Here is a 21,924-nt window from a genome sequence, read left to right as displayed (position 1 = left end):
CATTTTTACTCCGGTAGTAAACAATTCCACGGACAATCAATGCGCCGATGAGACCAACGAGCATGTCCTGGGGATGAAAGCTCGGAAGCTTTTCTGTAAAAGCATCCCCGAAATGCAGAAACGTATAGACCAGTTTTTCTCCGGCCTGACTGCCCTCTGCAATTCTGTAAACAGATCCGACCTTATCCACCAGATACCAGATGATCCCGTAGGGCACCGCCTGCACCAGCTTCTTTTTCAAATCCGGATTCATCGCTCCTGCCCCCGTTCTCTCTGCTTTACCTTCTCCCGATTTCTGTGGCTGATCTTCTGCTGATACAGATACAGCTTCCTGCGGATCGAAGGCTTCTTCTCCTTCAGGGACGTCCGCTCCGTATATTCCTTGAAGGCCGCCGTCATAACATCCACATCCCTGGCCTTGAAAAAGACCATATAACGCGGTTTTTCCGACAGCTTATCCTTCTTCAGAGCAAAATCGATATTGTACTTCTTTGCCACCCTTTCAAAGTCTCTGATGTTGTGGTCTGTCACCTCAATGTTTGCAAGCTTCGAGTTCTGCTTCATCAGGTCCTTCATGGACTGTTTGCCTTCCGGCTGATATGTCTCCGCATATTTTTCATCCAGGGCTTTCTGCTTCTGCAGATACTGCATGTACTTCCGAATCGCAGCTCTCAGCATTGAGCCTGTCAGGTGAAGGCCCTTCCTGCCGGTATTGATCACCAGGACCACAACCTTCTCATTGACCTCATCCTGCATGGCATTCCTCCTCCCTGATCAAAAGAAGCAGGTATGACGGATTTCTTCGCCCCCCCTGCTTTCCGGTTAACTGTTTCCGTACAGATCATGATTGACCAGTGCGCCGTAGTAATTGCTGATCGTCACCGGTGCATTGTACAGGACCGCAAGAAGATATTGCTTTATGTTGCGCACTCTGGTCGTATTTTCCCGCATGCAGGAAAGAACATATCGGATATGCTCACAGTCCAGCTTAAGCAGCCTTGCCTTTACCACCTCCGCCGGCCTCTGTTCCCCACCCACCGTAATAAACGGCTTTGTGGAACAGACCGCATCGAGCATGATCTCAATGATCTCATCGATGTCAGCCTGATCCGGATGATCTGTTATCAGCGCATCATAGGAGATATTTTCCCTGATGAGATCACGATATGCATCCCTTTCCTTTCTCATCTCATCTGCCCTGACTTCTGCGGCCTCCTGACAAGAAATGAATCGATTATTATTCATCTCCGTATTTGATCTGTCTTTATTTGTTTTATCAGTATTTATTTGTGCGGCACTTTCCGTACACGGTGTCTCCGTATCCGGTTTTGCCGTGACCGGATTTTCCGTACACGGTGAATCCTCACACGGTGCGCGCGGCATCTCATAGATGATGTACTCTGTCTGGCCCATGCGTCCATGCTCTCCCCGGATCTGTCTTCTGGTAAGGTACCCGGCCTTTTCCAGCTCCTTTAATCCGGAGCTGATTCCGTCCGGACTCTCCTTCGATATCTTTGCAAGGCCCCGGATACTGTAGTGCCAGTCATCCGGAAGACTCAGCAAAAGTGACAGGAGTCCCTTTGCCTTGAGAGATAAGTTCTGATCCCGCAGGTGAACATTTGACATGACTGTATAGTTTTTGTTTTTCTCAACGCGGAATACAGCCAACATTCATCACCCCCTCTCTCCGCAGGCGGCCTCGATTGATTTTTTACTTTTCAACTGATCAGCCCTCCTCTCTGAATTTTTCCCGATAGGTTGTCATGCCCTTTATTTCCTGACACTCAACAAAAGCACAGAACCGGTACTTAAAGCCTGGCCTGTGGTTTTTGCATCCCCGGCAGAAAGCATCTTCGCTTAATTCCAGGCCGCTCCCGGAACTCTGGCTCATCAAAAGCCTGTAACAGACAAGCCTGTTATCCTCTTTCATGGGCATCCGCCTCCTGCGCTCTCCGAGTTCCCTTCAGAATCTCCTTCATGCAAAAACCGATGCAGGGATTTGCCCGCCCATAAGGACATCCCTCGCATCGGTTTCTTTCTGATTCCGGCTTCTTCGCTGGAAGCAGATAATAACAGTTTTCCTCACCCAGAAGGCATTTCCTGTTCCGGCCTCCCCACCAGTAGCAGAAACGGCAGTCCTCAGGCCGGTCTTCCGCATATCTGACTGTCGTTTTATTCATTCTTTTCCGCCTCTCCTTGGTTCGCCCGCTTTCTCATTTCTTCTTCCTCTTCCCGGTCCGCTTTTCCGCCTACGGAGCAGATGCACCACATGAAAAAGGCGTTCAGGACACTGGCCGCAATCAGAATGACTGCAATGTATTTCATAAGCTTCTCCTTCACAAACAATTGTCATTTGTTTTCTCTCCGATCCGGCCAGTGGTGTGGACAAAGGCAGGTCGGAAATCTTTGCTTAACAGCAAAAGGATATGGCGGAACCATTTGCTGATTTCGCCACATAGTTTTCACTGTCAATCAGTGTTAACTGCTTGTGTGTTTCTCGTCCTATTTGCCGCTCGCACCCCGGACTCGATCGGGAACACTCAGACCATAGGATCGTTACTCCTCCCCGCCTTCATTATGGCCGGGCCGCGAATTACGGAAGTATCATTATGCTGCACAGGTTAATCTCCTCTCATCACGAGACCATCATCGCAGTCGGACTCTTAAGATCCGTTCTGCATCTCCGTTGATCGCTCCCCGGTAAACCGGATCACGGCGGCGGAATGCGCGCTGCTCTTCCTGTGCGGAACTTCTGAGTGCTGTATATCCACTTATCAATGATCAATGAAAGAATTGTTTTTCTTTCATCGACTTGCTGTGGACAGAGGACTGTCCCAATGTGGATCTGAAAAAATTATTTTTGAAAAAAGGAGCCGGAACCGGCTCCCTTGAAAAGAAAAAAAAGCCCTGACAATCCGATCAGATCATCAGGGACAAAGATATACTCTTAGCAGAGATTTGTTTTATATTCCCAGAAGCTGCTTTTTCTTCAGATCAAATTCCTCTTGCGTAATGATTCCTGCATCAAGCAGCTTTTTAAATTTTAATATTTCATCAGCCTCGGAAACGCCTTCCGTATTTGCCGTATTTCCCTGTTCCTGGGACTTTGTAATAATACTCAGAACAGACAGTGCTTCCTGCGCCATTGGATAAATCATCTTGTATAAAGCCCCATTTTTCTTGGTCTCAGCTTCAATAAAATTAACATACACCACCGGCATAGATATGTCATTCAGAGTGATTTTAATCTGGAGCTTTGAACAGGTGGCTTTGTGCTTATGGCCTGTGGTTGCTCCTACAACAGCACCTACCCCGCCAAATAACGCGCCGCCAACAATTGCCCGTCCCACACCACCTTTTTCGATACTGTTCCCATCTTCCAGCAATTCGTACTCAACAATGGACGAATAATCGAAAATTTTCATATCTCGAATCTTTCCCGTAAGGCTTGTTTTGGGAATGGCAAATTTCTTATTCACATCATCAAATAGAATAAATTTTCCTATCTCTTTGGTGGCAGAGAATGCCTCGACTTCGGCCTCATGTTCTTCCTTTTTCTCTGTCTCTGCATTTACAATTTTCTGTAATTCCTCTAATGGATATTTTTTCAGTCTGATCAGTGAAATCTTATTTGCCGACAGCTTTTTCGCGCAGTCCTGACATACATACAGCCCATTATATTTTGCGGAGCTTTTCGACATAGCTCCTGTTGGTGTTCCACAAATCGGGCAGTCTTCCGTTTTAAAAATTCCCATTACGCTAAATCCCCCTTATCTGCATTTCATCCATTTGTAATGTTAAAGGCTTCCAATACCAAATCATTAAGCATTTTCTTATAAATGCCTGCTCTGGATGTTATAGGATTATTATACACCAAGACATGTCTCAAAAAACTCCCTCATTCTGATCTTCCGAATTTGCTTCGTTCCATAAATAACACACTATTATACTCACAGTTAAACTATTACGACCTCAGCAATGCAATAACCCTTCCGACAGCTCCACCGGTCAGGGAAGACAGGCTATCCAGCATCGTCACTATCATCAGACTGGCTGTCATAAAGGCGATTCCCATAACAACATTCTGCCACATCTTAAAAACGGCAAACAGAATGACTGCAATAATCATCAACGCCCAGAAAAATCCGTGTATCAGATGATAGATTCCCCCGATCACTGCGATAACCATTCCCAAAATAAATAATGCAAGCAATATTGGTAAAAGAAAAATTTTTCCAACTATTTTCAGCACAATCATTTATACAATCACCTCCTAATCATCTGCTTCTCTCTGAGGTAACTTTCAAATATGCTTCTTCTGATCAGAACTTTCTTTCCAACCTTGTAGACTGCCCCACACTCATGGGAAAGCCGAGTGACTACTTTGAGCCCGAGACGGTAATAATTACACGCCATTTTGTAGGTGACAAATTCATGAGTCATAAATTCCAGATCCTCATCATCGATCTGATCGGAGAACATCCAGATATTACCGTCCATCGTCTGCTCCCTTCCGATTTGAAGTTTTCTTTTTATTTTTTTGAGCTCCGGATCTTTCAACTGATGCGTCCGGACTTGTTTTTTTTGTGGCAGGCTCATGAAACCGTTCCAGATACTGATCAAAAATATCCTTGTTAATCAGCACCGTACTGTCCATGCGGTAGATTGCACCGGCATCACTTGCCAGCTCCAGGAGCTTCTTGTGAGAAAGGCTGTAAACAACTTCTGCCTGCTGATACCGCAGATACTGCCGCCGGATCTTTCGAATCTGTTCCGGCACTTCCTTCATGCTTTTAATCGATCTGTACTGATTTTCCATACTGTACCTCCACTATGTTTTGTGTTTTTTCATTTACGGGTTCTTTCGGAATATGACAGTTAAGGACATCACTGAATTTAATAGGTCGAGGCTCTATCTTCCTTTTCTAAAATTATTATCAAATACAAAAAGGGCACTTCCAAGATTGCTCTAAGAAATGCCCATCTTAACGGAGCCTGCGCCCCGTTCTATTTTGTTCTGATATCTGTCACGCTGTAATATTCTGCGTCAATCGATGTTTTTTTGATGTCAAATTGATGTCAAACCCGTTTTGACAGCAAGTAGAAACACAACATATAGTGGTTATCAGTCTTTTTTGTCCTCTATATTGTCGTTCTCGGCCTTGAGTGATCTCATTGTCGGGAAGAGCAAAACGTCCCGAATGGCCGCGCTGTTTGTCAGAAGCATGACCAGACGGTCAATCCCGTAACCGATTCCCCCCGTGGGAGGCATGCCGATCTCCAGCGCATGCAGGAAGTCCTCGTCTGTGTGCTGCGCCTCTTCGTCTCCCTGTGCAGACAGGGCATCCTGGGCGGCAAAACGCTCTCTCTGGTCAATCGGATCGTTCAGCTCCGAATAAGCATTGCACATCTCCCAGCCATTGATATACAGCTCGAACCGTTCTACCTTGGAAGGATCGTCCGGCTTCTTCTTGGTAAGAGGGCTGATCTCAATCGGATGATCCATGATAAAGGTCGGCTGTATCATCTTGTCCTCACAGTATTCGTCGAAGAACAGATTGATGATATCGCCCCTCTTATGACGCTCCTCGAATTCGATTCCCCGTTCTCTGGCGAGGGCTTTTGCCTCTTCATCCGTCCGGATTGTCTCAAAATCAATGCCGGTTTCTTCTTTGATCGCATCTTCCATGGTCAGACGGCGGAAGGGCTTGCCCAGATCGATCTCCTTGCCTGTTCCATCCTCTTTATTTCCATAATAAATGGTTGTGCTTCCGCAGACCTTTTGAGCCAGATAACGGAACATGCTCTCTGTCAGCTCCATCATGCCGTAATAATCTGTGTATGCCTGATACAGCTCCATCAGAGTAAATTCCGGGTTATGTCTCTGATCCAGTCCTTCATTCCGGAAAACACGTCCGATCTCATATACCCTCTCCAGTCCTCCGACAATCAGACGCTTCAGGTACAGCTCCAGGGAAATCCGAAGCTTTTTATCTTCGCCAAGGGCATTATAATGAGTAATAAACGGACGGGCCGCTGCTCCTCCGGCATTATCCACCAGCATAGGAGTCTCGACCTCCATAAAGCCCCTTCCATCCAGGAAATTCCGGATCTCCCTGATAATCTCGGATCTTTTAATAAATGTTTCTTTTACGTCCTGATTCATAATCAGATCGACATATCTCTGACGGTAGCGGATATCCGTGTTCACCAGGCCGTGGAACTTTTCCGGAAGCGGCTGCAGTGATTTGGACAGCAATGTTACCTGCTCCGCATGAACCGAGATTTCTCCTGTCTGCGTTTTGAATACATAGCCCTTCACACCGACAATATCGCCGATGTCCATGCGTTTGAATTCTTTGTAGGCTTCATCTCCCAGAGAATCTCTCTGCACATAACACTGAATGGTGCCCAGTTTATCCTGGACATGGCAGAAGGAAGCTTTTCCCATGACACGCTTGCTCATGATACGGCCTGCAATGGAAACCTCCCTGCCGTCCATCTCCTCAAAGTGTTCCACGATTTCCCGGCTGTGGCAGGTCTGGTCGTACTTTGTGATGACAAAGGGATCCTTTCCCGCCGCCTGCAGCTCCGCCAGCTTTTCCCTGCGTACCTTCAGCACCTGATTCAGATCCTGTGCCGGTTTCCGGCCTCCCTGTTTCTGCTGACTGCTGTTCTGCTGTTCTGCCATGGGTACCCTCCTCTTTCTAAAATTCTTTATGTGCTATATGTAATGATTACTGTGTTAAAAGCCCGGCGCCTCACAGGATGATGAATAGAATAGGTGGCAGAAGGTACTTTTGTCACCCGATTCATGTCATGGATGCCTGACATGCCGGATCTTAAATATTTCTCTCAATATTCAGGATTTTATACTGAACATTCCCTGCCGGTGTCTCTACCGCGACAATATCGCCGATCACATGACCGATCAACGCTTTTCCAACCGGGGATTCATTGGAAATTTTCCCCTTCAGGCTGTTTGCCTCTGTAGAACCGACAATGCTGAAATCTACTTCTTCATCGTATTCGAGATCCTGCAGCGCCACTTTGCAGCCGATGTTGATTTTCCCGGAATCCACCTCATCTTCCACAACAACTTCCGCATTCTTCAGGATTTTTTCAATCTCTTCGATCCTTGCTTCAATATCTCTCTGCTCATCTTTGGCTGCATCATATTCCGCGTTCTCGGACAAGTCGCCCTGCTCTCTGGCAACCTTGATTTTTTCCGCAATTTCACGACGCTGATTTACTTTCAGGTCCTGCAGCTCGTCCTCCAGCTGCCGAAGACCCGCATAAGTAAGAATGTTCTTCTTTTCTTCCATAACTGCTTCATCCTCCAAAAATTAACTCTCATGCCCCGCAGGCGGGACGCTGCAAGTAATATAAGTCCCTTCTTCTGATGCGTACAGGCCGTTTTACATGCCAATGCTGTCTCTGCAATTTTCTGATTTTTTTGTCAATTTCTGAATTTTTTCAGCGACAGCGCCGTTATTATAGAACGCTTCTGCAAGCATTGTCAATATGGTTTTGCGTTCTGGAACGCTGTTTCCGGAGTTGTCCCTGCAGTGGTGTCTCTGTAGCCAGGAATCGCCTGCAGTCTGCTTTCTGTTTCCGCTTTTTAGCAGAAAATAAGCTGTGAAGAAAAGCACAGCTCTCCCCCACAGCTCTGACTATCATTTTTCGGTTTTTATCTCTTTTCCCCGGTTTTCCGGAAACAGCAGCGGCAGGTCTTTTCTCCGATTCCTATTCAAGAATTCCGGCGTTCTGTCCGCCCTCCGGAATATGTGTCATTCGGCTGTCCGTTCTTCTCCCAGCAGTTTTTCTACGCTGACAAGCTTGACACAGAGCGAGAACAGCTGTGCCGCTTTAATCAGATCTTCCATTGGCGGATAGGTCGGCGCAATCCGGATATTGGAATCGTTCGGGTCTTTGTGATACGGCCAGGTTGCCCCGGCGCCTGTCATCACCACGCCTGCCTTCTTGGCATGTGCAACGATGGATTTTGCGCATCCCGGAAGGGAATCAAAACTGATGAAATAGCCTCCCAGCGGCTTTGTCCAGGTTCCGATGTCCAGTCCTGTCAGGTTTTCATCCAATATCTGCTCCACGGCCTCAAATTTCGGGCGGATGATATCGGCCTGTTTCCGCATATGCTCGGTCATCCCGTGAATATCCTTAAAGAACCGTACATGTCTGAGCTGGTTAACTTTGTCGTGTCCGATGGTCTGCACCTTCATCTGCGCAAGAATATCTTCCATATTATTAGGAGACGTTGCCAGAGCCGCGATTCCGCTTCCGGGGAAGGTGATCTTGGATGTGGAGGCAAACTTGTAAACCATATCCGGGTTTCCGGCACGCTTGCATTCCGCCAGAATCTCAATCAGGTAATCCTGTCTGTCGTCATACAGATGATGGATGCCATAAGCATTGTCCCAGAAAATCCGGAAATCAGGAGCCGCCGGCTTCAGTCTGGCAAAACGGCGTACCGTTTCATCCGAGTAGGAGTAGCCTGTCGGATTTGCGTATTTCGGCACACACCAGATTCCCTTGATGGAAGGATCTTCCGAAACCAGATTTTCCACCATATCCATATCCGGCCCCGTCGGAGACATGGGAACAGGTATCATCTCAATCCCGAAATACTCCGTGATTCCAAAATGTCTGTCATAGCCGGGTACCGGGCAGAGAAATTTTATCTTATCCAGCCTGCACCATGGAGTATTCCCCATAATTCCGTGCGTATACGCGCGGGAAACAGTATCGTACATGACGTTAAGAGAGGAATTTCCATAAATGATGATGTTGTCCGGATTATTTTCCATCATGTCGCCGATGAGAACCTTTGCCTCATGGATGCCGCTTAAGACACCGTAATTCCGGCAGTCCGTTCCGTCTTCACAGCACAGATCCGCATTGGAATCCAGCACATCCATCATTCCCATGGAAAGATCCAGCTGTTCCTTGCAGGGTTTACCGCGGCTCATGTCAAGATGCAGTTCCATCGCCTGATACTTGCGATATTCCTTCCGCAGCTTCTCCTCCTCGGCTTTCAGCTCTTCTCTGCTCATTTCCCTGTATGGTTTCATGGAAGTTCCTCCTAACGCCTGTTTTTACTTGTTTTCAAGTACCTTATCTATGCTATGGGAAAGTATCTGTTCTGTCAATCCCCTTTTTATAAAAACCCGGCGTGAGACGGATGATTTTTTGGTTTTGCAAGTTAAAAGTATAATTCCTGCACAAGCAAGCATGCGCCCGTTTCTGTTTAGCGACTGGACTCTCGTTTGCCTTATACTGTATAAGTCCACGCGTCCCTCCGCTGCTTCGCAGCTCTCGCGCCGCTATCAGCTATTCGCATTCTCGTGTCGCTTACGCTCCCCTCCATGCTCATACCTGTTGTCGTCGCTTAAGCAGAAACGCTCTTGCATGCCAGCATGCGCCCGTTTCTGCTTAGCGACTGGACTTATACAGTAAATTTTCTTGCGATGGCGACAGCGGCGCGGTAATACGGCGGGAGCAGTGCCTTCCCGGCGTTTTTCAGTTCCTGCCGGATGGGAATCTGCTGCGGGCAGTGTTTCTCGCATTTTCCGCAGCCGATGCACTGGGAAGGAAACGCGGGCTCCCGACGCAGGGCAACTGTCTGGAAATATTCATGCCGCCCGGCGCTTTTGCTTTCCATATACATAGCGTTATAGCAGCGGAACGCGCCGGGAATATCCACTCCCTGCGGACAGGGCATGCAGTAGCGGCAGCCTGTGCAGTTCACCCGTAATTTTTCATTAATAAAATCCCTGATCTGCCCGATCAGCCTCAGATCCTGTTCGGAGAGCGCACCCGGATGTACCCGGGAAGCGATCCTGCAGTTTTCCTCTACCATCTCCATAGAATTCATCCCGGATAAGACGCAGGTAACCTCCGGCTGATTCCAGAGCCAGGACAGTCCCAGCTCCGCGGCACTTCTTTTTCCCGGATCCGCGGCGACTGCCTTTCTTGCTTTTTCTGGCAGCATTTGAATCAGCCTGCCTCCCCGGAGAGGCTCCATGATAATAACCGGGATCCCCCTGGCCGCTGCCGCCTGCAGGCCTGTTCGCCCGGCCTGTGTATTCTCATCCATATAATTATACTGGATCTGACAGAAATCCCAGTCGTAGGCATTCAGAATCTTCAGGAACATCTCCGTATTCCCGTGAAAGGAAAAACCGATGTTCCGAATCTGTCCGGATTCCTTCTTCCGGGTGATCCATTCTTCTATACCGAGTTTTTTCAGGCGCTCCCACTCCGAAAGATCTGTAAGCATATGCATCAGATAGTAATCCACATGATCCGTCTGCAGCCGGGACAGCTCTTCGTTAAAATATCGGTCAATGGCAGCTCTGGTCTTCACCAGGTACTGCGGGAGCTTTGTGGCTATATTGATCTTATCCCGGATCGGGTTTCGGGAAAGGATTTTACCCAGCGCCGCTTCGCTTCCCGGATAGACATACGCGGTATCAAAATAATTAACCCCCAGCTCAACCGCGTGAAGGATTTCCCGCTCTGCTTCCTCCAGATCAATTCCTGTTCCTTTTCTGGTAAACCGCATGCATCCGAATCCAAGAACCGAAATCGGTTCCCCGTATCTGTTCTTTCTGTACTGCATTTCTTCTCCTCTCCGGATAGATTTTTTCCTTAACCGGAATTATAACACGAATGCAGAATTGAAAAATACTGTTCCAAAAATACTGTTCAGCAAGAAGCTTCCTGCGGCAGCAGATACGCTTATTTTCTGCAAGGTTCACCGGAATTCACTCTGAAATATACTTCAGATTAGTACCTTTTTTCCGCCCGGATTATGGTATATGATTAGGGCGTTGAGCGATCATTCTGTAATGGAGGTCTTAAAAATGGATATTTTTAACTGCTTTGCACCGACACGCGTCGTATTCGGCAGAAACTCTCTGGAGCTCCTGCATACCCTTCCGGCTCTGGGAAAAAAGGCCCTGCTGGTCACCAGCAACGGAAAATCTACCATTAAAAACGGTTCCTTTGATAAAACCGTCGGAGAACTGAAGGCTCTCGGGATTGATTATGTCCACTTCAACCATATCGCTGCCAATCCGGAAAACACGGCGGTGGAAGAGGGCGCAAGGATCGGACGTGAAAACGGGGTGGATTTTGTAATCGCCCTTGGCGGAGGGTCTGTCATGGATGCCTCGAAGAGCATTGCCATGCTGATTCCCCAGCACACCGATACCCTCTGGGATTTTGCCAATTCCCCCGCGGGTGGAAAACAGATTCCTTCTGAAAAGGCCCTCCCCTGGATTGCCATTACCACCTCGGCCGGAACCGGTTCGGAAGTAGACGCCACCAGCGTGATCTCCAATCCCGGCGCCCATGAAAAAATCGGTGTGAGCGGATGTCCCTTCGCCGCCTATGCCATTGTTGATCCGGAACTGATGAAAACGGTTCCGCCCATGTATACCGCATATCAGGGCTTTGACGCACTGTTCCACTCCCTGGAAGGATACATCAGCTGCAAACACAATCTGATGAGTGAGATGGTGGAGCGGACCGCCATTGAAAACATAGGAAAATATCTTCCCCGCGCGGTAAAAGACGGCAATGACATGGAGGCAAGGGAAAAGGTTGCCTTTGCCAATACGCTCTCCGGCTACTCCATGGTCTTTGCGTCCTGTACCTCAGAGCACAGCATGGAACACGCCATGAGCGCTTATCATATGCAGCTTCCGCACGGAGCCGGTCTGATTATGCTCTCTCTGGAGTATTTCCGCTTCTGGATCAATAAGCATGTCTGCGATGACCGTTTTGTGGACATGGCAAGATTCCTGGGAAAAACAGATGCAGAAAAACCGGAGGACTTTCTGGAAGCTCTTGCCAGTCTGCAGCGGGCCTGCGGTGTAGACAATCTGAAGATGTCTGACTACGGTATTAAAAAGGAAGATGCCATGACCCTTGCCAAAAACGCAAGGGCAACCATGCTCCGCCTGTTTGTGGCGGATCCGGCGGAAACCACCGATGAAGAAATCGCCGGCATCTACGAACGCGCGTTCCGATAATCCATCCAGATCATACCGCCTTTCTTTCCCTGCCGGACAATCCCTTGTCCGGCAGGTTTTTCTTTGCTTTTTTGCTTTTTTCTTATAATAATATCATCTTTTTTGTCACCGCTTTCCATTCTCTTCCCAGCTGACATCCCGAAAAAAGGCGATGATAAAAGGCTGATAAAAAGTTCACTCTCCCCTCCAACTCTCCCCTTGACACCTGAAAAAAAGATGTTACAATAGCCTCAGTGATTAGCACTCATTATTATCGAGTGCTACCAGAAAGACATGTAAGGAAAGACATCGCAGGTAAAGGAGGCGATTGAATTGAAAACCTATATGATCATACCTGTATATGATACTGTTATTCTTCCCGATGTGGATTATCAGCTGGGAATTTCTGATCTGACCGATGATGAAAAAAGCAGAATAAAAATAGATAATAACCGTGTGCTGCTGATGCCCCTGAAGGAGTCAAAGGAGCGTACTTCTCTTACCATGGAGGATTTCTACGGCCTCGGCGTGGAGGCCGAGGTTCTGGAGCTCCGGGAAACTCCCAAGGGAACACGGATCCACGCACAAACCAGAGAAAAAGTCAGGCTTACCGATCTGAATGTGGGGGATACACTGCTGGAAGGCTCTTTTGAATCACTGGAAGAGGTTTCCGACATCACCGTGAAGGCGGAACAGAACCTTCTGGATGACCTGAAAAAAATGACGACGGAAATTGCCACGCATATACAGGGCGGCGAGCTGGCTATCCAGTATATCAAGGGCATCCATTCCATCAATGAATACGGCGCCGCGTTCTGCCAGTTTTTTGACATGAGCCAGGATGAAAAATATCATCTTCTGAGTACCGATTCACTGAAGGAAAGAGGGCTTCTGATTGAGGAGGCTCTCCGGAAATTCAAGGGGAGCATCGACCTGCAGCTGGATCTGGATAAGCGGTACAACGAGACAGAAGGCGTGACCTACAAACGGCAGGCAATCCGGAAGCAGATGGGAATGCTCCAGAAGGAACTGGAGAGCATGGATCCCAACTCTGCGTCCGAAGAGGATGAATACCGGAAGAAGATTGAGGCCGCCGATATGCCGGAGGAAGCCCGCAAAGAGGCGGACCGTGCCCTGCACCGCTATCTGGAGTCTCAGCCGACAGATCCGGAGCGAAGCGTTCTGGAAAGCTATCTTGATTTTATGACCAGTCTCAAATGGAAGCTGGATCCGACGCCGGTTCCCGATCTGGCCAATGCCAGAAAAATCCTGGATCGGGATCATTACGGCTTGAAAAAGGTCAAGGACAGGATTATCCAGCAGATTGCCGTGATGACACTGAAAAAAAGCCAGTCCGGCTCCATTCTCCTTCTGGTGGGCGCTCCCGGTACCGGAAAAACCAGCATGGGCAAAAGCATCGCAGAGGCGCTGGGCAGAAAATATGTCCGGATCAGTCTTGGCGGAGTCCGGGATGAAGCAGAAATCCGGGGACACCGGAGAACCTATGTCGGCGCTATGCCGGGGCGGATTATGGAGGGCATCAAGCGCTCCGGTTCCATGAATCCGGTTGTTGTTCTGGATGAGGTGGACAAGCTCGCCCAGAGCTTCCAGGGGGATCCGGCCAGTGCTCTTCTGGAGGTACTGGATCCTGAACAGAATAATACTTTTACGGATCACTACCTGAATGTGCCATACGATCTGTCCAACGTGTTCTTTATCTGCACGGCGAACACCTATGACACCATTCCGGGACCACTGCTGGACCGTATGGAGGTCATTCAGCTTCCGGGCTACACACCGTTTGAGAAGCTTCAGATTGCCAAACAGTATCTGATGCCCAGGGCAATGGAGGATGCCGGCATCACCAAAAAGCAGCTGCACATCTCTCAGGGAGCCATGAAAAAAATCATAGACTCCTACACCATGGAGGCAGGTGTGCGTGGGCTGAAGAAGCAGCTGGATATTCTATGCCGTCACGCGGCAACGGAAATTGTGGAAAAGGGAGACGATCAGATTCTCTCCGTAAAAGAGGCGGATCTGGGGAAATACCTTGGAAATAAACCGATTCCGCACGACAGGATACTGAAACCCAGCACCAGGGAGGGAGTCGTAACCGGACTGGCCTGGACCCAGGCCGGCGGCGAAATTCTGTTTATTGAAACCTCCGTGATGCCCGGAAACGGAAAGATTATCATTACCGGCCAGCTTGGAGATGTCATGAAGGAATCCGCCGAAATTGCGCTGAGCCTTCTAAAGTCCAGTTTCCTGAACAAAAAACTGGATTTTTCCGACAAGGATATCCATATCCATGTACCGGAAGGCGCTGTTCCGAAGGACGGACCCTCCGCCGGTGTCACGCTGTTCACCGCACTGGTATCGCTGGTGACAGGAAAGCGGGTTGACCCGCATCTGGCCATGACCGGAGAAATTTCTCTGCGCGGACAGGTGCTTCCCATCGGCGGACTTCCGGAAAAACTGATGGCTGCGCAGCGTGCCGGCGTACGGAAGGTTTTAATCCCGAAGGATAACGTGCGGGATCTGGAGGATGTGCCGAAGGAGGTTACCTCCTCGCTGGAGATTGTACCTGTGGACACCGTTGGTGATGTCATCCACGAGGCATTGGGAATCTCTCTTCCGAGGCTGAACCGCCCCCTGTTTGATATTGCCGATGAAACCGCCAAATCAAGAACGGAAGAAAAAGAGAGAGAAAGCAGCAAAGACGGAGCAGAAAACCTCTCCGATAAGAAGGCTCCTGCCCAGGAGACAGGGAAAAAAGCAGGAAAGAAAACATGGAGATAACGCCGATTGCCAGGATCCACTCTGACTTTAATACCAAATTCGGAATTCCGAGGCAGAGCGGCCTGGCACACACGACAGCGGAAATCATCTTCGAGCCCGGATACCGCGCGGCAGAAGCCGTGCGCGGGCTTGAAGGCTTTTCCCGAATCTGGATAATCTGGGAGTTTTCCGAGAATACAGAAAAGGCAAAAAAGAACTGGAGTCCTACTGTCCGGCCGCCGAGACTTGGCGGAAATATCCGGATGGGTGTTTTTGCCACCCGCTCCCCTTTTCGCCCCAACTCGCTGGGACTTTCCTGTGTCGAGCTGAATTCCGTAGAAATCCGAAAGGATCTGGGGCCGGTGCTGACCGTAACCGGCGCTGACCTGATGGATGGAACGCCGATTTATGACATTAAGCCTTATATCCCTTCCTCCGATTCCTTTCCGGACGCGCAGGGAGGATTTACAGACTCGCACCCTTTTTCTCATCTGGATGTTGTATTTCCGGAAAATCTTCTGCGGAAAATCAGTGAGAAAAAGAGAGTCGGTCTTTTGGAAGTCCTCGCAGAAGATCCCCGCCCTTCCTATCAGAAAGACCCGGAGCGGATTTACGGTATCTCCTTTGACCACGCGGACATCCGTTTCCGGGTGGAAGGCCGGACACTCACCGTCCTCGAAGTAAACGTAAAATAGATCAGTCCGGCCGCAAGGAAAAAGAAATATTTAATATTACATATCGGCGCAGGCTGCCAGTGCGGCCACTGCCCCGTCCGCGGCGGCTGTCGTCAGCTGCCGCACTTTTTTTGTCCTGCAGTCCCCTGCCGTATAAATGCCGGGAGTGCCGGTCAGACAATCTTCTCCCGCCTGGATATACCCGGACGGATCCAGCCTGACCAGGCTGCTGAAGGCCTGATTATCCGGCTCCTGCCCGATGGCCACAAACAGACCGGATACCGGAAGCTCCCGCGTATTCCCGGTCAGCTTATCCTTCACAACAATTCCTGCCAGATGACCCTCTCCGATCAGCCCGGAGACGGATGCGTTCAGGACAAACTCCACATTTTCCTTTTCCCGCAGTTTTTCCACATCTGCCGCATCCCCGCGGAACTGGTCTCTACTGTGAATCAGATACACCTTTTTGCAGATTTCCGCCAGATAAGCAGCATCCTCCAGCGCGGTATTTCCTCCGCCGTTGACAGCGACTGTCTGTCCCTTAAAGAAGGAGCCGTCGCAGGTCGCGCAGTAGGAAATCCCCTTCCCGACAAGTTCCTCTTCCCTGTCCAGTCCGAGCTGCCGGTTCTTTGCCCCTGTGGCCAGAATAACTGCCTTGCACTCGTATTCATGACGCCTGGTATGGACAACTTTTGTTTTTCCCTTATCCTCCACAGACAGCACTCTCTCATTTCTGAACTTTGCCCCAAGACCGGTTGCCTGTTCATAAAGAGCTGTCGCATAATCAAATCCGGAAATATGTGCCAGCCCCGGATAATTTTCAATATCCGGCGTATTAACAATCTGCCCTCCGTAGGTCTTTGCTTCCAGAATCAGAACGGATTTTCCGGCACGGATTCCGTAGATGGCGGCTGTCAGGCCGGCTGTCCCTGCTCCTACAATAATCAAATCTGTCATAATATTCCTTTCTTAAAGATAATGTTGCGGTTGTCAAAAGTATTCGGCACTCCCGTGCCGCTTGGTAATCCTGAAGTAAATGAAGAAATATTCTGTTTTTTGATTATAGCATCCGGACGGCCAGGCCGCAAATACCTGCAGTTTCTGTTTGGTCGCTTAATACCTTGCCACAGGTGGTGTTCTCTTCTTATATTTTTTTATTTCCGACTAAAACTTTATGCTGGCAATTTCTGTACCGATCCGTCCGGCTCCGCATTCCGGACAGTATATGAACGGCCGGGCACAAACACCTGCGGGACAGGACGTCTACAAAAGAAGAAGTGTGCTTCCTCCCCGGATGTGATTTTCTTCCACACTTCTGTTTTCATCCGGAAAACACTCTCGGTCTGCATCCACCAGTGTCCAGTCTTCTGATTTTCCCTCAAAGGCTCCCTCTCCTCCAAGAGACAGCTCCTGAAGGATCTGCCTCTTCATGACTGACACCGGCATTTTTTCGTTTACTCTGAAGTCAAAGGTCTTGTCCAGCATGACTACCTGAATCTGCAGCAGCATGACTTACCGCTCCTTTCCCATCTTCCGCAGCGTTCCGCTTTTTTCCTCTTTTCTGTACCGCATAGAGGATTCCCAGGATTCCTCCCGCACACGCAAGTCCTGCCGGAATCAAAATCCGAGAAAGATGAAGCTGTATTTTCCCGAGCTCTGCCGCTGTCAGAAGAACCGGATTCTCTGAAACCGTGACCGTTTTCCTGTTCACCGCGGTGTTTCCCGCCAGATCTGTCACGGCAACTGTTACCGTGCTGCAGAAGCCGGCAGGCACCTGAAAGCTGCCGCTGTCCCGGATTCTGTCTGTAAAATCTGTTCTTCTGAAGATTACCCTGTTTCCGCACTGTACCTCCACCGATTTCAGTCCCATTGCGTCAAAGGCCTCATAGGTGACATCCTGCTGTTTTTTGCGTATCACCTTTTTCTCCAGACCGGTAAGACTGACCAGCTCCGGCGGAGTAGAATCGACGCGGAACAGGATTTCCCTGCTTTTGTCTGTCTGGCTTTCCGGCTGATTTCCGGCCTGGTCCGCCGAAGAAACAACTACCTTGTATATTCCGTCCTTCCTGAAATTAGAAGAATCTATGATATAGTCGCAGACATGCCAGCTGCCGCTGTTTTTCTCCTTTCCGCCCCTCTGCGCTGTCTCTGCCGTCCTGTCTTTTACGGTAAAACGAACCTTAGAAAGAGGCTCCCCGTCCCTGGTTATCTCCACATGCCGGCTTCCTTCCAGCAGCGCGTCCGGATTATACTCTGTAATAACCAGGCTTTCTTTTACTTTTTTCACAACGGAATTCTGCAGTTTACGGACCGACTGGCTGATGGAATAGACCGAGCCGAAATGATTCACGGTAAACTCTGTCTCTCCTGCCTTTTTCACTACCCCGTCCGGATCCCGGTAATCCACAGACATCCTGTAGATACCATCGTTTTCGCGGATCTGTTCCAGCACTCCGGTCTGCAGTTTCGGTCTCCCGGTCCCGTCCGATGCCTTCTTTTCTGACGGGCTCAGGATTTTCGCGAGATCCTCTTCGGTTCCGTCCGGGCGGACTCTGTACAGATGGACCTCTACATGGTCAGAATCCCCGCCGTCCATAGAGATCTCCGGCAGATTTCCCCCACTGCCCAGCCTGCCGTTTTCCAGTCCGATGAACTGAATGATCGGAGGCGTTTTCTTCGTCTCCGGCAGAATTGCCAGAGCCTCTGCCTCATCCGTATCATCCGGATCCTCGGGCTCATCATCCGCGTATTCTTCCGGAGTGCTGTCTTTTCGGATCGTATTGTTGTTGTCCGAAGAATTCTCCTGCCTTTCATCCCTGCTTTCCGTATTTTCCCCGGATGGCTCCCTGTCTCCGGAAGGAACCTCTTCTCCGCTCTCCGTCTCTTTCTCCCCGTTACTTTCCGAAAGCTCTTCGCCGGTGTCCTTATTCCCCGTATTTTCTCCGCTCCCTCCGGAATGGCTTTCGGAAATTTCCCCGGTGTCCTCTCGGATTCCGAAGCTTTCCGAGAAGGCCGGAAATATCGTGCCATTCCCTTCTTCCGAAATATCCCTGAGATAGAAGACATGATCTGCCGTCCCACCCCGGTCGTTCCAGGTCACCGAATCCGACCAGATTCCTTCCTCCGGTGCGGAGGCGGACACCTTCCAGTGCTTCTTATCTTTCACAAACACAGAGACTCCTGTATCCTCTCTGCCCCAGCGGTTTCCGTCCGGTCCTGTTTCCAGTCCGACTGTCCGGTAGGCCACCAGGACTTCTCCTTCCGCCGTTTTCTGTTTTGTAGTCAGAACCGCTTCCCTGTTATCCGGATCGCCATTCAAAACAAAGCGATAATCTTCCTCCTCCGCATTCTGATCCGTATCATAAGTAAAGCGGATGACGGAGGATCCTTCGGGTCGATATTCCCCTTCCTCTCCCCAGACACCGCTATCGTCATATTCCCAGTGAATTTCCGAAAGCAGCATGTCCGCAGTTTCTTCTGCGGAGAAATCCTCCTGTTCTTCCTTGGCTCCTGCCCCCGATACTTTCTGCGGTGCCAGCGCGGAAAGAATCTGGCTGCGGATTTCCTCCGTGAGATCCGGGTCCGGCTGCCCGAAATATTTTTCAGCTGTTATCCATAGGGGAATTTCCATCACCTCATTCTGCACGGCTTCTTCCCCTGCACTTTCCTCCTGTAAAGCTTCTTCCTGTGAAGCATCCTCCTGCGCCCCGCTCTCGCGGTCATATTCTTCCGCTGACACATCCGCTTCCGAGGTCTGAGCCGAACCTGGAAATATTTCCTCTTCCATTTCACCCGGAACCATTTGATTTGTCCGGCTTATTTCGAAATCCGCCCTCTGCCCTGACATATCCTGCCCCGTCGGTTCTTCCGCCATGACCGGCACCGCCGTCTGCTCTGCGGAGAAAGGCATTCCGGCCAGCACGGCTGCCAGAAGCAGATACCTGATTTTTTCTTTTTTCATAATTCCAGTTTCCCCCTGTCATTGCTCCGGCGCGGCCGGCAGCTGCCTGCGCCGTGTTTTGCTGATAAACCTCTTTCACGGCTCCGAATCCGATTTTTTGAAATTTTCATAGGTTCTGGTGATGTTATTCCAGCAGGTCCCGCTGCCGGAAAGGACTTCTTCCTGCAGCACAAATGATTTGTTCTGCGCAGCCTGTCTCTCCCCTGCGTCTTTTTTTATTTCAGAAACAAGGTCGAGCACCTCTTCCAGAGGGATCTGTTCTGCCGCCAATCCCCTTCTCTGGTCATTCAGGATATACAGCATTTCCCTGTCCATCAAAAGGCCCACATAATCCGCGCCGCCGTACCGGCTGCTTTCCGACTTCTGCAGGCAGAGACGGAAAGAGCGCAGCAGCGCTTGATAATCCTTTTTTCCGGGCTCATACACGCCGACAGCATTGCAGACATATTTCTTATAAAAATCCCCCAGCATACAATAGGTCTCCGAGAGACGGTAATTGGCATAATCCTCGCTTCCGCTGCCGGTCACCCTGCGGAAATAAGGATCGCTTTTCAGGATGCGGTTCCGGAACGAACCGTCCCCTCCTGTATAGAGATAAAGGCAGGTAACTCCGGCCTGATAATTCAGCTCCAGCACCCGCGGGTCATCCGCCTGAAAATACCGCAGGTTCCGGTTATAGGCGTTCGTAAAATAACGGCTCTCCTGCTCCGTAAAAACGCCCTGTTCCTGCCATGTCTGCAGAAGCTTCAGATACGCCTCCGGCCGTTTCTCCTCCAGTTCTATGGCTTTTTTATAACCTTGCACCCGTTCCCGACAGGATACAGAGGGAGGAACGGAAAGAAGGGCGCGGTATTCACTGTCCTTTTTCCACTGCCCGGCCGCATGCAGGACAATGCCTCCGGACACAGACAAAACCAGGGAAACACAAACAGCCGAATACAGCAGCCGTTTTCTCTTCTTTTTTCTCTTTCGGACGGCGGACAGCTTCTCCGGATTTTCCAGATCCTTTTTCAGCTCCAGGCAGTTCTGATATCTGTCCTCCGGACGAAACGCGGTGCATTTATTGAGAATTATCTCCATCCCCTCGCTGATCCCTTTATCGATTCCGCGAAGGGGATGTGCCCGGTACAGATACGGGTCATGCTTCGGGTCTGTTCCTGTCAGAAGATGAATCAGTGTCATTCCAAGAGCAAAAATATCGGATCTCCGGTCGCTCTGTCCGGTTCCGTGCTGCTCCGGTGCGGCATATCCCTCCGTCCCGAGAATGACGGTGTCCAGCTCACTGTCCTCCTTGTATTCCCTGGCAATTCCAAAATCAATCAGAGCCAGCTTCCCGCCCGGCCTGCGGATCACATTGGACGGCTTCATGTCCCGGTAAATGACCGGCGGATTCCGGGTATGCAGATATTGAAGAACATCACAGAGCTGGATGCCGATATCCGCCGTCTCTCTCTCGGAAAAAGGACCGTTTTTCTGCAAAAGGCAGTACAGGCTTTCTCCCTCGATATAATCCATGATGAGGTAGATCTGACTGTCCTTTTCCAGAATATCCACGATGCGGGGAAGCGCCGGATGGTCAAGCGCTCTCATAAGGCTTGCCTCCGTCAGAAGGCCGCAGACGGTTTTCCGCCCCGCCGCATCTCTTCCCGTCCGGAAGATTTCCTTCACCGCCCAGTATTTGTGCAGGCGGATATCCCTGGCAAGATAAACCACCGACATCCCGCCCTTCCCGATCACTTTCAGGATTTCATATTTCCCGTCCAGTATTTCTCCCCTGCGCATCGTTTTCCTGCTCCAACAGCCTCTGCTCCGTCTGATACAGCTCCCAGGCAGCCGCAGACATCCCCGAAGCGGCACGGCGCAGCAGACCGGCATGCCGCAGAAGATTCTCCTGCAGCTTCTTTCCTTCGCCCTGAAACAGTTCCGCAGCCTGTCCGGTCCAGCCTGTCCGCATTTCTGCGAGAGCCTCCTCCAGTTCGTACGCCAGCCTGCAGACAGCGGCTGCGGCATCCTGTATTTCCTGAATATTCCGGATTGCGGTCCGGTAATTCAGCCCTGCTGTTTCCGGTCTCACAGAGAAACCACATCACGGGCCAGGGCGCCTGCCGCTTCCGCGTTCAGATTCTCCGCCTCTGTGTAATTCCGCGCCATATCCTGCAGATTCAGGCTCTGGCTTTGGATCATCTGAACCAGATGCCGGATATCTGTCTCCAGAGCCTGCAGCCGGGATACATAAGCGGCGGCCGCCGCGCCGGTCCACGCTCCGGATATGGACCGGGCAATCTGCATCATCAGCTCCGAAAGCTGCCGCACGGTCTCCGCTTCCTCCGAAAACCGGGCAGCCGTAGATTTCAGCTGCTCCGGCGTTACCTTGATTTTTTCTGCCATACCATCTTCTCCTTTCTGATTTTCTGCCGTCCTGTTATTTTTCTATTCGTCGGCATCAGATGCCTTTGTTCCAGATCCCCGTCACCGT

The 21,924-nt window shown here is 50.1% G+C and carries 22 protein-coding genes; 3 read left to right on the top strand and 19 right to left on the bottom strand.

The window, feature by feature from the left end:
* Positions 1–249 precede the first annotated feature (249 nt).
* The 13 genes from FYJ60_RS03790 to FYJ60_RS03730 form a co-directional block, all read right to left on the bottom strand.
* Positions 250–756: a PcfB family protein gene (locus FYJ60_RS03790; RefSeq protein WP_154457239.1), complete on the bottom strand. Its 507-nt coding sequence runs from the start codon at positions 754–756 to the stop codon at positions 250–252.
* Positions 757–822: 66 nt separating this feature from the next.
* Positions 823–1,668: a DUF6017 domain-containing protein gene (locus tag FYJ60_RS03785; protein ID WP_154457584.1), complete on the bottom strand. Its 846-nt coding sequence runs from the start codon at positions 1,666–1,668 to the stop codon at positions 823–825.
* A 58-nt stretch (positions 1,669–1,726) separates the two neighbouring features.
* Positions 1,727–1,930 carry a hypothetical protein gene (locus tag FYJ60_RS03780; protein WP_154457238.1) on the bottom strand — a complete coding sequence of 68 codons (204 nt, stop codon included), beginning with the start codon at positions 1,928–1,930 and terminating at the stop codon, positions 1,727–1,729.
* Positions 1,917–2,180, bottom strand: coding sequence for a hypothetical protein (locus FYJ60_RS03775; protein ID WP_154457237.1), 264 nt, complete (start codon positions 2,178–2,180; stop codon positions 1,917–1,919). The genes FYJ60_RS03780 and FYJ60_RS03775 overlap by 14 nt, the downstream gene beginning before the upstream one ends.
* The gene (locus tag FYJ60_RS03770; protein ID WP_154457236.1) at positions 2,173–2,325 is read right to left on the bottom strand and encodes a hypothetical protein; all 153 of its coding nucleotides are present in this window, start codon (positions 2,323–2,325) and stop codon (positions 2,173–2,175) included. Before FYJ60_RS03770 ends, FYJ60_RS03775 begins: the two co-directional genes overlap by 8 nt.
* A 638-nt stretch (positions 2,326–2,963) precedes the next feature.
* The gene (locus tag FYJ60_RS03765) at positions 2,964–3,755 is read right to left on the bottom strand and encodes a DUF4428 domain-containing protein (RefSeq protein ID WP_154457235.1); all 792 of its coding nucleotides are present in this window, start codon (positions 3,753–3,755) and stop codon (positions 2,964–2,966) included.
* A gap of 209 nt (positions 3,756–3,964) precedes the next feature.
* Positions 3,965–4,258, bottom strand: a complete 294-nt coding sequence (locus FYJ60_RS03760) for a hypothetical protein (protein WP_154457234.1) — start codon at positions 4,256–4,258, stop codon at positions 3,965–3,967.
* A gap of 8 nt (positions 4,259–4,266) precedes the next feature.
* Entirely contained in the window at positions 4,267–4,500 is a 234-nt protein-coding gene (locus FYJ60_RS03755) for an excisionase (RefSeq protein WP_154457233.1), read from the bottom strand.
* Complete coding sequence (locus tag FYJ60_RS03750; protein ID WP_235903310.1) at positions 4,490–4,819, bottom strand: DUF6462 family protein; 330 nt, start codon at positions 4,817–4,819, stop codon at positions 4,490–4,492. The genes FYJ60_RS03755 and FYJ60_RS03750 overlap by 11 nt, the downstream gene beginning before the upstream one ends.
* Before the next feature lie 306 nt (positions 4,820–5,125).
* Entirely contained in the window at positions 5,126–6,691 is a 1,566-nt protein-coding gene (lysS, locus tag FYJ60_RS03745; RefSeq protein ID WP_154457232.1) for a lysine--tRNA ligase, read from the bottom strand.
* A gap of 151 nt (positions 6,692–6,842) precedes the next feature.
* Positions 6,843–7,325: a transcription elongation factor GreA gene (gene greA / locus FYJ60_RS03740; RefSeq protein ID WP_154457231.1), complete on the bottom strand. Its 483-nt coding sequence runs from the start codon at positions 7,323–7,325 to the stop codon at positions 6,843–6,845.
* 465 nt (positions 7,326–7,790) lie between these two features.
* On the bottom strand, positions 7,791–9,089 hold the full coding sequence (locus FYJ60_RS03735) for a PLP-dependent aminotransferase family protein (RefSeq protein WP_154457230.1): 1,299 nt from the start codon (positions 9,087–9,089) through the stop codon (positions 7,791–7,793).
* Between the two features lie 374 nt (positions 9,090–9,463).
* A complete protein-coding gene (locus tag FYJ60_RS03730) occupies positions 9,464–10,639 on the bottom strand; it encodes an aldo/keto reductase (protein WP_154457229.1) in 1,176 nt (391 codons plus the stop codon).
* 244 nt (positions 10,640–10,883) lie between these two features.
* Between FYJ60_RS03730 and FYJ60_RS03725 the strand changes: the two genes are divergently transcribed.
* The 3 genes from FYJ60_RS03725 (at position 10,884) to tsaA (ending at position 15,508) form a co-directional block, all read left to right on the top strand.
* Positions 10,884–12,056, top strand: a complete 1,173-nt coding sequence (locus FYJ60_RS03725) for an iron-containing alcohol dehydrogenase (RefSeq protein ID WP_154457228.1) — start codon at positions 10,884–10,886, stop codon at positions 12,054–12,056.
* 312 nt (positions 12,057–12,368) lie between these two features.
* Positions 12,369–14,834, top strand: a complete 2,466-nt coding sequence (gene lon / locus FYJ60_RS03720) for an endopeptidase La (protein ID WP_330579100.1) — start codon at positions 12,369–12,371, stop codon at positions 14,832–14,834.
* Positions 14,825–15,508, top strand: a complete 684-nt coding sequence (gene tsaA, locus FYJ60_RS03715) for a tRNA (N6-threonylcarbamoyladenosine(37)-N6)-methyltransferase TrmO (protein ID WP_154457227.1) — start codon at positions 14,825–14,827, stop codon at positions 15,506–15,508. The genes lon and tsaA overlap by 10 nt, the downstream gene beginning before the upstream one ends.
* Positions 15,509–15,544: 36 nt before the next feature.
* Here tsaA and FYJ60_RS03710 read toward each other — a convergent pair whose 3' ends face one another.
* The 6 genes from FYJ60_RS03710 to FYJ60_RS03690 all read right to left on the bottom strand — a co-directional run bounded on the left by FYJ60_RS03710 (position 15,545) and on the right by FYJ60_RS03690 (position 21,836).
* A complete protein-coding gene (locus FYJ60_RS03710; RefSeq protein ID WP_154457226.1) occupies positions 15,545–16,444 on the bottom strand; it encodes an NAD(P)/FAD-dependent oxidoreductase in 900 nt (299 codons plus the stop codon).
* A 306-nt stretch (positions 16,445–16,750) separates the two neighbouring features.
* Complete coding sequence (locus tag FYJ60_RS03705; RefSeq protein ID WP_154457225.1) at positions 16,751–16,996, bottom strand: ubiquitin family protein; 246 nt, start codon at positions 16,994–16,996, stop codon at positions 16,751–16,753.
* Positions 16,953–19,448 carry a prolipoprotein diacylglyceryl transferase gene (locus FYJ60_RS03700; RefSeq protein WP_154457224.1) on the bottom strand — a complete coding sequence of 832 codons (2,496 nt, stop codon included), beginning with the start codon at positions 19,446–19,448 and terminating at the stop codon, positions 16,953–16,955. The genes FYJ60_RS03705 and FYJ60_RS03700 overlap by 44 nt, the downstream gene beginning before the upstream one ends.
* 75 nt (positions 19,449–19,523) lie before the next feature.
* Positions 19,524–21,230: a serine/threonine protein kinase gene (locus FYJ60_RS03695; protein ID WP_205838949.1), complete on the bottom strand. Its 1,707-nt coding sequence runs from the start codon at positions 21,228–21,230 to the stop codon at positions 19,524–19,526.
* Positions 21,196–21,522 (bottom strand): hypothetical protein, encoded by a 327-nt coding sequence (locus tag FYJ60_RS12440; RefSeq protein WP_205838948.1) that lies wholly within the window; start codon positions 21,520–21,522, stop codon positions 21,196–21,198. Before FYJ60_RS12440 ends, FYJ60_RS03695 begins: the two co-directional genes overlap by 35 nt.
* The gene (locus tag FYJ60_RS03690) at positions 21,519–21,836 is read right to left on the bottom strand and encodes a WXG100 family type VII secretion target (RefSeq protein ID WP_154457222.1); all 318 of its coding nucleotides are present in this window, start codon (positions 21,834–21,836) and stop codon (positions 21,519–21,521) included. Before FYJ60_RS03690 ends, FYJ60_RS12440 begins: the two co-directional genes overlap by 4 nt.
* Between the last annotated feature and the right edge of the window lie 88 nt (positions 21,837–21,924).

The sequence above is a fragment of the Bilifractor porci genome (genome assembly GCF_009696005.1).
In the GTDB taxonomy this organism is placed as follows: domain Bacteria; phylum Bacillota; class Clostridia; order Lachnospirales; family Lachnospiraceae; genus Bilifractor; species Bilifractor porci.
This window is presented reverse-complemented; position numbering and strand designations above follow the sequence as displayed.

Coding starts and splice junctions, on each gene's coding strand:
- FYJ60_RS03790 (WP_154457239.1), bottom strand. CDS start 756: ATGCAGGATGAGGTCAATGAGAAGGTTGTGGTCCTGGTGATCAATACC.
- FYJ60_RS03750 (WP_235903310.1), bottom strand. CDS start 4,819: ATGGAAAATCAGTACAGATCGATTAAAAGCATGAAGGAAGTGCCGGAA.
- FYJ60_RS03780 (WP_154457238.1), bottom strand. CDS start 1,930: ATGAAAGAGGATAACAGGCTTGTCTGTTACAGGCTTTTGATGAGCCAG.
- FYJ60_RS03705 (WP_154457225.1), bottom strand. CDS start 16,996: ATGCTGCTGCAGATTCAGGTAGTCATGCTGGACAAGACCTTTGACTTC.
- greA (WP_154457231.1), bottom strand. CDS start 7,325: ATGGAAGAAAAGAAGAACATTCTTACTTATGCGGGTCTTCGGCAGCTG.
- FYJ60_RS03700 (WP_154457224.1), bottom strand. CDS start 19,448: ATGAAAAAAGAAAAAATCAGGTATCTGCTTCTGGCAGCCGTGCTGGCC.
- FYJ60_RS03735 (WP_154457230.1), bottom strand. CDS start 9,089: ATGAAACCATACAGGGAAATGAGCAGAGAAGAGCTGAAAGCCGAGGAG.
- lysS (WP_154457232.1), bottom strand. CDS start 6,691: ATGGCAGAACAGCAGAACAGCAGTCAGCAGAAACAGGGAGGCCGGAAA.
- FYJ60_RS03695 (WP_205838949.1), bottom strand. CDS start 21,230: ATGCGCAGGGGAGAAATACTGGACGGGAAATATGAAATCCTGAAAGTG.
- FYJ60_RS03710 (WP_154457226.1), bottom strand. CDS start 16,444: ATGACAGATTTGATTATTGTAGGAGCAGGGACAGCCGGCCTGACAGCC.
- FYJ60_RS03690 (WP_154457222.1), bottom strand. CDS start 21,836: ATGGCAGAAAAAATCAAGGTAACGCCGGAGCAGCTGAAATCTACGGCT.
- FYJ60_RS03730 (WP_154457229.1), bottom strand. CDS start 10,639: ATGCAGTACAGAAAGAACAGATACGGGGAACCGATTTCGGTTCTTGGA.
- FYJ60_RS03760 (WP_154457234.1), bottom strand. CDS start 4,258: ATGATTGTGCTGAAAATAGTTGGAAAAATTTTTCTTTTACCAATATTG.
- FYJ60_RS03770 (WP_154457236.1), bottom strand. CDS start 2,325: ATGAAATACATTGCAGTCATTCTGATTGCGGCCAGTGTCCTGAACGCC.
- FYJ60_RS03775 (WP_154457237.1), bottom strand. CDS start 2,180: ATGAATAAAACGACAGTCAGATATGCGGAAGACCGGCCTGAGGACTGC.
- tsaA (WP_154457227.1), top strand. CDS start 14,825: ATGGAGATAACGCCGATTGCCAGGATCCACTCTGACTTTAATACCAAA.
- FYJ60_RS03765 (WP_154457235.1), bottom strand. CDS start 3,755: ATGGGAATTTTTAAAACGGAAGACTGCCCGATTTGTGGAACACCAACA.
- FYJ60_RS03725 (WP_154457228.1), top strand. CDS start 10,884: ATGGATATTTTTAACTGCTTTGCACCGACACGCGTCGTATTCGGCAGA.
- FYJ60_RS03755 (WP_154457233.1), bottom strand. CDS start 4,500: ATGGACGGTAATATCTGGATGTTCTCCGATCAGATCGATGATGAGGAT.